This window comes from Ereboglobus sp. PH5-5, from assembly GCF_029504805.1.
In the GTDB taxonomy this organism is placed as follows: Bacteria; Verrucomicrobiota; Verrucomicrobiia; order Opitutales; family Opitutaceae; genus Ereboglobus.
The window spans coordinates 148,915-162,717 of the sequence record NZ_JAQFIT010000009.1 but is presented as its reverse complement, the minus strand read 5'-3'; the positions used below and the strand labels follow the sequence as shown (position 1 = coordinate 162,717).

At 58.2% G+C, this 13,803-nt stretch carries 9 protein-coding genes and 1 pseudogene; 5 read left to right on the top strand and 5 right to left on the bottom strand.

All coding sequences use genetic code 11. The features are described 5' to 3' along the window. The 4 genes from M2103_RS07725 to M2103_RS07710 form a co-directional block, all read left to right on the top strand. Positions 1–664, top strand: a 664-nt coding sequence (locus tag M2103_RS07725; protein ID WP_277509766.1) for a hypothetical protein, incomplete at its 5' end; no start/stop codon positions are given. A gap of 14 nt (positions 665–678) precedes the next feature. Next, positions 679–1,233: a hypothetical protein gene (locus tag M2103_RS07720; protein ID WP_277509765.1), complete on the top strand. Its 555-nt coding sequence runs from the start codon at positions 679–681 to the stop codon at positions 1,231–1,233. Positions 1,234–1,378: 145 nt separating this feature from the next. Then, on the top strand, positions 1,379–1,753 hold the full coding sequence (locus M2103_RS07715; RefSeq protein WP_277509764.1) for a hypothetical protein: 375 nt from the start codon (positions 1,379–1,381) through the stop codon (positions 1,751–1,753). 6 nt (positions 1,754–1,759) lie between these two features. Next, a complete protein-coding gene (locus M2103_RS07710) occupies positions 1,760–2,191 on the top strand; it encodes a hypothetical protein (protein WP_277509763.1) in 432 nt (143 codons plus the stop codon). A gap of 358 nt (positions 2,192–2,549) precedes the next feature. On the opposite strand, the gene M2103_RS07705 is transcribed toward M2103_RS07710, so the two are convergent. From M2103_RS07705 to M2103_RS07685, 5 genes and pseudogenes are all read right to left on the bottom strand, one after another. Next, entirely contained in the window at positions 2,550–3,578 is a 1,029-nt protein-coding gene (locus M2103_RS07705) for a uroporphyrinogen decarboxylase family protein (protein WP_277509762.1), read from the bottom strand. A 145-nt stretch (positions 3,579–3,723) separates the two neighbouring features. Continuing rightward, positions 3,724–7,818, bottom strand: coding sequence for a glycosyl hydrolase (locus M2103_RS07700; protein WP_277509761.1), 4,095 nt, complete (start codon positions 7,816–7,818; stop codon positions 3,724–3,726). A 274-nt stretch (positions 7,819–8,092) separates the two neighbouring features. Further along, complete coding sequence (locus M2103_RS07695; protein ID WP_277509760.1) at positions 8,093–11,182, bottom strand: glycosyl hydrolase; 3,090 nt, start codon at positions 11,180–11,182, stop codon at positions 8,093–8,095. 54 nt (positions 11,183–11,236) lie between these two features. After that, positions 11,237–12,091, bottom strand: a complete 855-nt coding sequence (hemC, locus tag M2103_RS07690; protein ID WP_277509759.1) for a hydroxymethylbilane synthase — start codon at positions 12,089–12,091, stop codon at positions 11,237–11,239. Positions 12,092–12,184: 93 nt separating this feature from the next. Then, positions 12,185–12,964, bottom strand: a pseudogene (locus tag M2103_RS07685) (superoxide dismutase). A gap of 113 nt (positions 12,965–13,077) precedes the next feature. Here M2103_RS07685 and M2103_RS07680 point away from each other — a divergent pair. Further along, positions 13,078–13,767 (top strand): GDSL-type esterase/lipase family protein, encoded by a 690-nt coding sequence (locus tag M2103_RS07680; RefSeq protein ID WP_277509756.1) that lies wholly within the window; start codon positions 13,078–13,080, stop codon positions 13,765–13,767. Positions 13,768–13,803: the final 36 nt, after the last annotated feature.

Here is a 13,803-nt window from a genome sequence, read left to right as displayed (position 1 = left end):
GGTGAATACTCTGGGCAGCACCCTCTTGATCGAAAATGACGGCACTGCCACGCTAAATTTTAGCAATACCCAACTGAGCATAATTCAAGCCCCAAGTAGTGGAGACCGCATAACTATGAAAAGGATAGATGCCGCTGAAAATTTAGGCATAGATCCAAGGTCTATAATAAAAACCTCGAGTGGTAATATAGTAATCCAAACCACTACTAAATCCAAATATGTGGCCGGAAACGATCAGTTTCGATTCTTATTCGGTGAGCCTGCAACTTCTTTAAATAAAGCAAATGCCAAAGGGGTCACGGCGATTACAGGAAAAGCAAGTATGGTGGATGGAGTGTTGAAGGTCGATTTGGACATAACAGTATATTTAAGAACATATTTGACTAGTAGTCACGGTGATACTACTTTAATGCCAAAATTTGGCGAATTGCAGCATGTTCAGGACTATTGGGATGCAAGAGAAGGATTAATTCCTCTTTTAGAGAAATCGTTAAAGATGAATATACCAGAAAGCGTTTTAGTAAATGTTATTGAAGGATATTTTGATAAAGCCCGAAAACAGACCATAGCCACATGGGATGCTGAAGGAAAGCCTCATGCGCCTGGTGGAGTCGCTGAAGTGCCAAGCAATTTCAGCGACTACCCTGCAAGTTGGTGGAAATAATTAGTTGATTTACTATGAAAATAAAAAATATACATATTATTTGTGCCGTGTTTGTGTTATTATTTAATCCCGTGCGAGCTGAACAATTTAGGATTTTGATCAACCAAACGCGCAATCAGATAAAGACATACCATAAAAATGATAAAATCGAAGAATTTGATGACCTGATACTTGTCACCAGTAAGATTAGTAACATTCCTTGTCAACTGCTTTATCAAATGTCTAATGATCATTCTTTCAGGATAACATATGAGTTTAAAACCAAAGAAGGAACAAAATATAATGAAGGATTAGTGTTTGGGAAAAAATTGATTTGCGATTTTTTGAAACCAAAAGATATGTGTGTAGACACGCTCAAAATTAATGGCATGCTTTTTTCAAAGGCTGACGGAGATCCTGAGGATTTGCCATGTAACTACTTGCGGTGTTATGACACGATTGATGTAAAATATAGATATACGATAACTATTGCGAGTGAGAAAGAATGTAGAAAATCGATTGAACCAACACTTGCCATTCTAAATATTAATATTTCAAAAATTCCTCCGATGTCGCCTGCTGAATTCTGAACTAAATGCCCCAATCAGTGGAGAGGATCTATTTTCCACATCAGGAGCATTAGACAATCCCGCCCTCGATGGGAAATTTACTCAAACTGATTTTAAGGACGCACTAAAATTCATAAAGAAAACAGAGCCAAAGTATTATGAATATATGAAGGCAAAATATAAACTTGAAGCTTACGGCAACCAAACAGACTCAAAAATGAGAAATGTTTCTGGTTATACCGACGGAAAAACAATATTTTTCAACATGGATTTTACGGTAGCATACCTTAATTTTACTGGAACTCCCGCGCAATTTTTAGCACTCACGATACTTCATGAAGCCACCCATATCGGATACGCAGCACTTGGCAAGCCGTCAGGTTACATGAATGAAGCATCCGTGCGTTATTGGGTTGAGGATTGGGCGATCAGAAATAATGTCCCAGAAACCGGCTCTGGGTATCGAGATACTATTGGCTTAAGGCACGACTTCAAGCAGATATATAATGATGTTATTCGAGATGGTTCTTATAAATTTTAAAATGATATGCGTGTGTATTTTTCAGATCGACTTGTCACCACCACTCTGATTATTTTGGCGTCGATATTAACCTCTTGTGTTAACACATCAAAAGCAGTAAAATATATACGAATTAACGCGACCGTTGAATCTATCTCGAAAGAAGTATGGTTAACTACGTTGCCGGGCGATAATGGTGGCTACGATATGAGTATCGAAGTTAATAGTCCTATGCAGCTTCGAGGAGTAAAATTAAACGTGTTTGTTCCCAGAAAATATGAACGTAGGTTTGAGAAAAAAAAGGTTAATTCAGGGGACACGATCAGTTTCGATGTTCCGGATTGGATATTTAACAATTACGGTATGCCACTTTGGTTTTACGAAATGCGTAAAATAAAAAGCGAACCATCCAAGCCAACCATAGCAAACGACGTGCCAGCTTCGGCTAAAACGCAATGAGCAGCTTTTGTTCACTCCGCCCACCCGCTCGCTTCGTTCGAAGCTGTTTCACCACGCTGCACGACGCCAGCTTCGCACTTCGTGCTTCGTCGGCTCCCCCCCTCATACTTGTCCCCTGAGACCAAACTCGCCTATATCAAACTAAAGTGAACCTCGCGCCCAAGGGCCCCCGCTGCGACCGCCATTCCCCTGCCCTGTCAACCCCGCATGCGTGCCCGTCTTTGTGCTTATCCACAGATGTCACAGATATGCGCAGATAAATCCCTAGATTCGGCAGTTTGCGCATCTGTGTTCATCTGCGTCATCTGTGGATAAAAAGTTCAGGGAATTCAATGCACATACGATTCAGCGAATATGTTCACCCGTTCGCCACATCGGGCTGTGTGTATTCTTGCAGCAGGCGCAGGTATAGATGGTATTCTTGCAGGGAAACTCCGGGCGGAGTCTGGTGGTCCACGCTCGGAATGAAACCGCCTCGGCGCATGAGGGGCAGCAGGCGCTCGAATTCGCGCCTCATCGCCGCCTCGCCCTGGTTCATGACGAGTTTGTTGTAATGACCAATCATCAATAAATCGGGATAAGCCTCGCGCAGCGCCAATCCATCGACACCGGCCTGGTATTCCAACGGCAGCACGCCGTCCACCCCGACCGATTGCAGCCACGGGACGAGTTTTGTGACATCGCCGTCGGTGTCCACGATGGCGAATGCGTCGAGTTCCTTCACGCGCTCCATCAGCCTGCGATAATAGGGGGCCATGAACTCGTCGAATATCGCGCGCGAAATCATGGGACCGTTGTTGTAGGACATGTCCTCGGCGATGGTCAGGAAGACGGGCACGCAAACGCGCGAGATTCGTTCGAGCAGGTCGAGATTGTATGCAAGCAAATCCTCGCTGATTTTGTGCACCAGTTCCGGCTGGTCGATGTAGGCATACATGAACTGCTCGAATCCCATGAGCGTGCGCGTGAACCAGAAAAATCCCTCGAGCGTGATCCACACCACCAGTTTTCCGTCCTTCTGCCGCAACGCCCACGGGGTCATGCCGGCGATGGCCTCCTCATGCCTCGGATAAATCTTCGGGCGCAGCGCAAGATAATCGTCCATTCCGGCAACGACTCCCTCCACATGGTGCTGCACCGCCTCGATTGTGGACTCGGTCGTGCTGAACCAAAATTGCTTATAGGGATCGAGTCCGAAATGGCATGAGATATCGAACACATCATTCAGGGCGGCGGGCAAACCCTCGCCATGCCAGCGCGCGATGGTTTTGTCCCACCACATCGCCCATTCCCAACGGGGCATGCGATCCACGGGCTGGAAACGCATGACCGCGCGAAAACGCTCAACATGGTTCATCGCGGGTTTTGTCGGGGACGTTTGGTTCATGGGAATATTGGAGCTTTTGCCGTTTTTGGTAGGGCGGTTTCGCCGAAACCGCCGTGTTTGTCATTCGAAAATTCTCGGCGCGCTCGGCGAGCGCGCCCTACCCAGTGCGATTACAGTTTCATTTAATAATTTTGAATAACAATCCCTACTCGCACTTGAGCTTCACAACCGGGCGGATGGCGACGGGGCCGAGCAGGCCGGAGGGCGGGAGCGGGGAGTTTTTGTCATAATGTTTCCACGTCGCGAAGGTGACGCGGCCCGTCGGGCTGGATTCGCCGCGCAGGAACCAGTCGGGATACGCCTTCAGTCCGTAACCGCGCCGGCGCGGCACGCGCACCCATTCGCGGTCGGCGGGCAGTTGCTCGTCTCCGACCAGGCGGTTCACCCAGGTGTTGGTGACCGCGATTTCGAGCGTGTTGTCGCCGTCGCGCAACGCGTCGGTGATATCGATGCGGAAGGGCGGTTTCCAGAGCGTGCCGAGGTCGCGTCCGTTGAGCTTCACTTGCGCAATCGCCTGCACGTCGCCCAAGTCCAGCCAGAGGCGTCGGCCCTCGGCGCGCATTCCGGCGGCGAGCGCGAAGGTTTTTGTGTAGGCGGCCGTGCCCGAGAAATATTTCACGCCGGGCGTTTTGTGTTCGCTCAACGACATGAGCGCGGGCAGCTCCACCGCGGGCGGCGCGCCCAATCCTTCCGGGAAGCGCAACTGCCACGGGCCGGCGATTTCCTGCGCGGCCGGCATCGGTCCGGTGTCAACCTCGATGGCGCGTCCTTTCGCGCGCTTAATTTTGTAGCGGCCCGGCTCACTGGTCCACACGACGGGGCCGTCCTTTTCCATCGAAACGCTCAACAGCGGCGAAGGTTCGCTTGCGGATGTTGTTTTGGGGACAACCTTCGCCACGGCCGAGGCGGGTTCCTTCGGTGTCGAGCGCATCAGCTCGCGAATCTCCGCCTCGCCCAGCGCGCGGTCGAACAACCGCAACGGCGAGTGCTCACCGCGAAACGTCGCGGCGCGCGCGTCCGAGGGCACGTCCGTCGCGCCGCGCGGCGTGAACAGCGAGCGCAGGCCCGTGTGCGCGTGGCTGCCGTTTATATACAAGTTGGGACGTCCGTCCTTGTAGACAACCGCCACATGCGTCCAGTTGTTCAGCGAGATTTCATAGACGAGCGTCGCCACAAAATGGAACGAGCTGTGCTCGATCACGCAGACGACGTTTTTGCCGATGGCCAGGCCGGTGCCCGCGGCGGTCGGGTCCTGGTAAAACTCCACGCCTTGCGGCGCGTAGAGAATGTCGTTGCGCGCGATGTTCAGCGACGAGGTGCCCGCGAAATCCTCGACCGGCACGGTCATGTTGGCGGCGGGCTTCACCCAAACGGCGTAGCTGAAATCGCCGCCGACTCCCTTCGGCGCGGCGTCGGCGGATGCGCCGGAATCCTTCCGCGCGCCGGTGCCGATCAAGACATCCTGCCCGCGCGACACCTCGGTGATTCGCCTCGGGTTCGCCTGCTGGTTTTTTGGGAAAACAACAAACACCGACTCGCGCGCCTCCAGCCTGAGCGGCACGCTCGTGCGCGCGCCGGCGGTTTCATAAACGGGCGCGTCCGCGATCACGCCCTGCTCGGGTCGCCAGAGCTGGGGCTTGCGATTCTTCATGCGAAACACCGCGCGGATGTCGGCGGGCGCGGCCTCCAGGTTTGCCACGAAATAGATGTCCTCCGCCGCCGTCTCGCGGTGAATAAAATGCACGCGCGGTTCGGCTTGCGCCGCCGTTTTTTCGGCGGTGACACAAGCGGATTGGTAAGCGAAATCCGGCGCGTCGCCCGCCTTTGCCAGCACCTCCGCGAGCGGACGTCCGCGAACGATGCGGCCCTTGCCGAACGAGCGCTCCTTGACGCGCACGCCGTCGCAATTTCCCCACAACTCGGCGGCGAGTTTGCGCACCTCGTCGTCGCACGCCGGGTAGTTGGCGAGACTCGGCGAGCGCAGCGGCGGTTCGCCGAGCACCGTCGCGCCGGCGCGCACGAGGTCGCGGATCTTGCGCAGAAGCTCGGGCGACATCAGGCGTTGTTGCGGCATCACGAGCACGCGGTAGCTCACGCCGTCGGGCAGCACGAGGCGCCCGTCCTTCACCGACATGCGCGTGAGCACGACCTCGCCCGAGCACAGATCGTAATCGTAACCCTTCGGCGGCGCCGGTTGCACCTCCTTGCGAAGCGGCGGATTTTTGATGCCCTCCTCGTCCTGCAAATAACAAATGTCCGCGACAAACCTGCCCTGCCGCAACATGTGCTGGCAGCGCGCCAGGTATTCGTGCCACGGGCGGCTCTGCTCCCACCACGTCGCCGTGCGCTCGTATTCCCAGCCCCACGGCCCCATCGTCATGCCGGGCTTGGCGCGTTCGTCCGTCCACGGCTGCAACGAATAACGGTGCACGATAAAATGATTGATGCCCGCGCAAAACGCCGCGTCGCCGACCGCCTTCGCCACGTAGGGATGCACGCGATGCTTGCTCTGCAAATCCGTCGCCGTGAACGCCTCCGCCGCGATGATGTTTCGCCCGTAAATGTGACCGGCGGACGCCATCGTCTTCACACTCGGATGCAGGTTTTCGGGGTCGGGATTGATCCAGAATTCGCCGATCGGCAAATCCGCGCGCCCGGTGTAAGTCAGCGGGTCGAAAGGCCCGTTGCGATAACCTTCGAGTGAAAAAATCCGTCCGTGCTTGCGCGCGAGCGCGGTCATGCGCCCCGCGTAGTTTTCGTTCAGCATGTCCGAAATCGTGCGGCGCACATCCCACAAAAACCGCTCGCTCACGCCCGCGTCGCCGATCACGCGCCCCGTGAGGACGGGCATCCACGGCAGCGGATCATAGCCGCGCAGCCGCTTGAACTCGTCGCGAAAACGCCCCGTCCAGTTCTGGTAGCCGACCTCCCAGCTATCGACATGAAAGCCGGTGAACGTGCCCGCGTTCACACCCGCCGCCTCGGACTCCTTGATGAGCCTGCCCAAAAATCCGTCGAAATGCCGGTCGAGCGCGTCGGCGCTGAGCTTGTCAACCTCCAGCCCGCGCGCGTCGGAGGGCGCGGGATAATTCTTCTTGCCCGTCGATGTGTGGCCGAAGCGCATGACCGTCCACTCGCCCGCGGGCGCGTCCCACTGCAAGCGCCCGTCGCGCATCTTTTCCGTAAGATCGAGTATTTGGTTTTTGGATACAGTCATGCCGGCGCTCGCGTTCGCGGCGACCTCCGGCGACGCGGCGAGCCCGAGGCCGGACTTGCGCGCGTAATCCTCGATGCGGAAAACCGACGCCAGAGTGATCTCATTCACGCGCAAGCCGTCCAGCGAAGCGTCGTTGCCGCCCAGCACCACGCGGAAAAACTTCGCCCTCACCGGCGCGAACGCCTTCGTGGAATTGGCCTGCATGCGCGCGATCTCGCGAAACACGCGCCCGTCGTCGGACGCCTGCAACTCGCACAAAACGCGCCCCTTCGACCCGGCGCGCTCCCCAAAAGTAACCGCGACATCAAGCAGGCACGCCTCGTAAGGCTCGGCGAACTCGAACTGCACGCTCGGCGATTCGCTCCTGTTTTGCGGCCGCGCCAGAAGCACGCCCGTGCCCTGGTCGCCGTCGATGAGAAGGGAAAGATTTTCGTCGGCCGGCGTTGTCGCGTTTGTCGTGATGACCGGCTTGGCGTCGCGCATCACGCGCATCTCCGCCTCCGGCGTTGGAAACGCCAGCACGGCGATGTCGCGATAAAAGCCCTCGTTGGTTTGCGGCTGTTTCAGCACGGCGTCGAACTTGGCCGGCCCCGACACGCGCCGCTCCGTCCACACGACCTTTTGCATGGAGTCCTCCGGTTTGTTCCAGGGGCCGCCCGAGCCGGTCCAGCCGGGATCGTTGTTCATGATGAGCTTCAGGCCGAGCCGCTGCATCTCGTTTGTGGCGAAGACAAACATCTCGCGCCACTCCGCCGTCACGATCCGCACCGGCCCCTTGGGCACGCCCTGGTCGACCTCCATGATGATCACGCCGCCGACACCCGCGCGCTTCATCGCCTCCAAGTCGGCGGTGATGCCCTCGCGCGTGATGTTTCCATCCGACCAGAACCAATAAACCCAGGGCCGCGCGTCATCGGGCGGCGCGACAAAATCGCGCTCAAGCGTTGAAGTCGCGGGAACCGCCGCGCGAACCAAAGTCGCGGCAAACACACAAAGGGCAAGGATGATGGTGGCTGGTTTCATGGCATGGAAGACGGTGCTTGGTTTCGTTGCATGGATATCCGGGCGTGGCGGAAGAACGGGGAATTTGGTTTATGGAAAAGCCTCGCGAGTCTATCGCAACGCAGCTCGCAAGGGAATCCTTCCTATGATGTTTTACATACAAAAAATGCCCAATGTTGTGGGCAGGCAAGATGTCATTCCAGCCGTTTTGATTTCACGTAAAATAGATGCGAGGAATACAGGATATGCCCAACGGCGACGCGCGCAAACGCGCGAGTGCCTTGCAAATGTTGTGTCAGGTTCCGAGCACCAGCTTCACCGGGCCCAGCAGGCCGGAGGGGAGCAGCGGCATTTTTTTCGGATCAACGGGGATGTTGGTGTAGGTGATGCGTTTTTCCTCGGGCAGCATAGCGTCGCCAACGAGGCGGTTGCGCCATTGGTTGACCACTTCAATCTCCAGCGTGTTCGCACCGTCCTTGATGACGTCGGTCACATCAACACGCCACGGCGATGTCCACACGGTGCCGAAATCATGGCCGTTGAGTTTCACGCCGGCGATGTCGCGGACCGTGCCGAGGTCGATGAAAACGCGCGCGGCCTTGTCGAGGGAGCCTTTTTCATAATCGAAGCGTTTTGTATAAAACGCGGAGCCGGAATAATACTTGATGCCCGGCTCGGAGCGCTTCGTCCAATCCTCGAGCGCGGCAAACTCCACCTTCGCGGGGCCGCCCCACGCGGGGTCGAATGTCACCGTCCACGCGCCGGTCAGCTCGGCGGCGTCGGCGTATTGCAGGGAGTTTTTCGCGCGGGTTTTTTTGGCGAGGCGGGAGGGCGACGCGGGGAACACGACGAAGAACGATTGGAAGGGCGCGAAGTCGAGCGACACCACCGTGCGGCCGCGCTCCTCGCGGTGCGCCGCGGCGCGCATGGCGCCGTCAACCGCGTTCCAGATTTCCGGCGCGCGTCCGGTCACGCGGAAGCCGCATTCCTGCGTTTGCGCGAGGGGCGAGAGGTTTGCGACGAGGTAGATTTCCGCGCCGTTTTTGCCGGGGACGCTGCGGTGGATGAAGTCCATTCCCGTGCGGCTCGCGTGCGCGACGCCGGTGGACTTGTCGGCGGCGGCGGTGTTTTCGGAGCAGGAGAAATCGGGGCCGATGCCGTCCTTCGCAAGAATCTCGCGCAGCGTCACGCCCTGGAAAACGCGGCCGCGTCCGTATTTGTTCGCGGTGCGGTTTTTCCCGTCGCAATCACCCCAGACTTCGCGCGCGAGTTTTTTCACGGCGGCATCGCACTTGGGATAATTTTTCATGCCTGGATCTTTTTCCGGACGCGGCCCGGTGATCGTCGCGCCCGCCTTCACGAGCGCCTTTATTTTTTCCATCACCTCGACGGGCATGCGGTCGGTTTCGGGAAGCGCGAGCACGCGGTAGCTCATGCCGTCGGGCAGCGTGAGGCGTCCGTCCTTCGCCACCGAGAGGCGCGTGAGCAGCACCTCGGCGTTGCACACGTCGTAGTCGAAACCAAAGCCGAGCGAGGGATCGATGCGCTTGGGCGGAACGATGTTCGGCGCCCAGTCGCCGTTGTAATACAACACGTCGGCGACAAACAATCCCTGGCGCAGCAGGTGCTGGCTTCGCCCGATGTATTTCAGGAACGCGCCGGCGTGGTGCCACCAGGTCACGTTCGGGTTGAAGTGCGTGCCCGCGTAGTATTCGTAGCCCGGTTTTCCGAGCGTGGACTTGGTGGCGGTCAGCGTGTGCATCGAGAAATGGTTGATGCCCTCGCAGAACGCGCGGTCGGCCTGCTGCTTGAGGTTGCCCGGATAATCCTGCCAGTGGCGCATCGTCGTGAACGATTCCGCCGACGCCGTTTTTTTGCCGTAAATGTGCGCGGCGGACGCGACCATTTTGGTGACCTTGTTCTGGCCTTCCTCAAGGCGCGAGGTGCCGTAGCGGAGCTTGGGATCGAGGCCGCCGGGCTCGTCGTGGCGCGTGCCCATCCAGAACTCGCCCATCGGACGATCCGCGCGGCCAAGGTTCTTGAGAGTGTCCATGCACATCGTGCCGGAGCGGCTCGGCCCCGCCGACTCGTGCTGCGCCTCCATGCCAAGCTCGTGGCACTTTTTGCCGAAGTAGGCGTAATGCCTGTCGGCCATGCAATCGGCGACGGCCTTCCGGTAGTCATGCAAAAAACGGTCGGAGATTTCCGCGCTGCCGACAATGAAACCGTTCATCACCGGCGTGTAGGGACGCGGATCGTAACCGCGCCGCGTCTCGAACTCTTTCAAAATATCCTCGGTCCAGTTTGGAAAACCGTCCTCGAAACTGTCGCTGCAAAAATATTTCAGCGTGTTGCGTCCGTTGACTTTTCCGCCCTCCAAAAACTTCTTGCCGATGTTCTCGAACTGAATGTCCACCGGCTTGCTCGCGAGCCAGTCCACCGAAAGGCCGTCGGCCTCGGGCGGCGCGATCATGAGCCGCGAGCCGGTCATGCGATGCCCCGTGCGCACGATCACCCAGCGACCGGCGGGAACGTCCCACCGCAGGCGTCCGTCGGCGGAAACCTTTGATGTCAAATCAACGACATTCTCCGGCGCGACCGGCTTGTCCGAGGGAAGCGACGGCCACGCACCGAGCGTCGGGCCGACCACGTCGCGCGCGGGCGCGTGGTTGCTCGCGTCGCGGCGGTTTGTTTTTGCGGGGAGAAACTCAAGCCGTTCCTTGTCGCTGAAACGCGCCGCGTCGCCCGCGTCGTCGCGAAACGCCACCACGCACGTGTCGCGGTAATCGAGCTTTTCGAGCGGCAGGTCGATGTAGGCCTTGTAGCCGGGCGGATTAAAAACCTTGTCGTAACCGTCGCGGCCGCCCGGAAGCGGGAGCGCGCCGTCGAACTTTGCCGGACCCTCGATGACATGCCGCGATTGCAAAAACCAGCGGCCCGAATAACGCGGCTCGATCCACGGCCCGCCCATGCACCAGCCGCCGCTCATGTTCACGCCGAACTCGATGCCGAGCCGGTCGGCCTCGCGCACGGCGTGCTTGTATAATTCCATCCACTCGCCGGACAAAAATGCCGCGCCCTTGAGCCGTCGGTTTGCCGGGCCGAGATTGGTGGAGTTCACGAACAGCACCGTGCCGATTCCCTTCGCGGCGAACTCCTCGAGGTCGTGCGTGATGCCCGCCTTGTCCACCTGCCCGTCGATCCACCACCAGTAACCGCCCGGGCGCGACGAGTCGGGAATGTTCACAAATTCCTCCGCGAGTGATCCGGCGCCGGACGCGCGCGCGTCCTTGCGGTCTGCCACTTTCGCGAGCAAGCCTGAATGGGGCGCGACCAGCGCGACCCCGGCCAGTGAACTGAGTTTAATAAAGTCTCTGCGTTTCATAATGGTATCGTGTTTGAGGGTTATGTTTTGGGATTTGGTTTTGTTTGAGTTCGACTAAAGATTAAGTCCCAAGCGCGCCAGCACGCGGCGGGCGGTTTCGTCGGGATTGTTGAAGTCCACAGGCGCAAGAGGAAAATTGTGCGAGCCGGTCTGCTCGTCGAAAAACCACAGCGTGTCGCGCGCGGCATGGGCGCCGAGCGCGGTGTGGCAGCCGCCGCCAAGCGCGGATTGGAAGGCGCGCTCGAGGGCGATGTGTCGCGCGGTTTCCGCGTCAAAATGCGGGGCGTATTTCGCGGCGTCGGCGGCGCGGCATTGCACGCCAATCGCGGCCTGGCCGACGGCGGGAACCATTGTCTCAAAACCAAGCGCGTGAAACTCCACGCCGGGCCAGTTGCCGATGCGCAGGCGCGCGAGCCCGGCGGCGGCAAGGATGGTCGCGTCGGCCTCGCCATCGGCGATTTTGCGCAGGCGCGTGTCCACGTTGCCGCGAATCTGGGTGAATTGCGCGCCGGGAAAAAGTTTCGCGATTTGCAGTCGCCGGCGCGGACTGCCGGTGGCGATTGTTTTCGGCGTGGTGACGCCGGCGCGGAGCACAAGCACATCGCCCGGATCGGCACGCGGGAGATACCCCGCGATGGCCAGCCCCTCGGGCATGTCACCGGGAAGGTCCTTTGTGGAATGCACCGCGATATCGGCGTCGCCATTAAAAAGCGCGTGCTCGAGCTCCTTCGTGAAGAGACCCTTGCCTCCGCGTTCCTCGAGCGACCATTCGACGCGCTGATCGCCGGTCGTCACAACCTTGAGAAGCCCGACCTCCACGCCAAGACAGGCGCGCAAACGAGCCGCGACCAATTCGGCTTGGGCAAGCGCAAGGGGACTTTTTCGGGTGGCGAGGGTGAGTTTTTTCAAAACAACGGCCTCTTAAATGGATCGCGACGCAAACTGCCAAGTCTGCTTTTTGTAAAACAGGCGATTTGGGGCGGGCAATCTTGAGGCCGTCACCTACGGGCGTCCCGCGGCATAAAATTCGCCGCAGCGCGACCAGTTGACGACATTCCAAAATGCGGCGATGTAGTCGGCGCGGCGGTTCTAGTATTTCAAATAATACGCGTGCTCCCACACATCGAGGCCGAGCACGGGAACATCCCCGGAAAGAAGCGGCGAGTCCTGATTCGCGGATGTGGTGATCGCGAGCCTGCCCGTCTCGCGCGACACGACGAGCCACGCCCAGCCGCTGCCGAAACGCTTCATGGCGGCGTCGGCAAATTGCGCTTTGAATGCGTCGAGGCTGCCAAAGGTGCTTTCAATGGCGGAGCGCAGCGCGGTTTCGCCGGACGCCGGCGCGGAGTCTTTTGTCCGCGGCGCAAGTATCCGCCAGAAAAATGCGTGGTTGGCGTGACCGCCGACATTGTTGCGCAACGCGGTGCGAAGCGGTTCGTCGATGGCATTGCCGTTGATACGCGAAAGCAGCTCCGCGATGTCGAGCTTTTGAAGCGCGGGGTGCGAGGCGAGCGCGTTGTTGGCGTTGGTGACGTAGGCCTGATGGTGTTTGCCGTGATGAATCTCCATCGTGCGCGCGTCGATGTGCGGCTCGAGCGCCGCGCAATCAAAACCGAGCGGCGGAAGCGCGAAAGGATAAGTGACGCCGGATTTGGGGGCGGACGACCCCGAGGGCGTTGCGCCAAGTTCGGGCGAGAAAAGATTGAGACCGAGCAGCGAGGCGGACACACCGAGTGTCTTAATCGCGGAGCGACGGGTGATTTGAGAGGGTTTTGTGTTCATGGGTCCAAAGTCCGCCCTGTCATGCGCGCGCGCAACCCTTCCGCGTCGAAAGTTCGTCGAAATTGGGTATTTTCAAAGGCGATTAACAACAATAATGACTTTCCCCGAATCTTATGAAAACACTCCCAAAAAAATCATTCCTGATTGTCGCCCTGTTTTTAACGCTCGCCCATGCGATCTCGCCGGCGGCCGTCAACCCAAGGCACGAACGCTGGAAAAAGGACATCGCCGCATTCGAGAAACAAGACCGCGAAAACCCGCCCGTGCAAGGCGGCGTGCTGTTCCTCGGCAGCTCGAGCATCCGGTTATGGAAAACGCTCGCCGAGGATTTTCCCGGCGTGCCCGTGCGCAACCGCGGATTCGGCGGCTCGCGAGTCGCAAACTGCACGTATTATTTTGACAAGCTCGTGATGCCGTCGAAGCCGCGCTTGATTGTCTTTTTCAGCGGCGGCAACGACATCAACGCCTGGGAAACGGCGGAGGAGGTGGCATCGGACTTCCGCGCGTTTTGCGCGGAGCTGCACAAGAAGCTGCCCGAAACCAAGTTGATTTACATTTCGATCCCCATCACCGAGAGCCGCGTGATGCAGCGTTCCACAATCGCGCTGGCAAACACCTACCTCTCCGTGTTCTGCCACTCCGATCCGAGACTGACGTTTCTCAACATGAACGACCACATCCTCACGCCCGAGGGCAAGGTGCGCCCGGAATATTACCTCGCCGACAAGCTTCACATGAACGAGGCCGGCTACGCCCTTTGGGCCAGGGTGCTGCGCCCGATGGTGACCGCCGCGCTCAAGTAAATATCCGGAGTCAAGACACGCCCAAGGGCGTGCCGT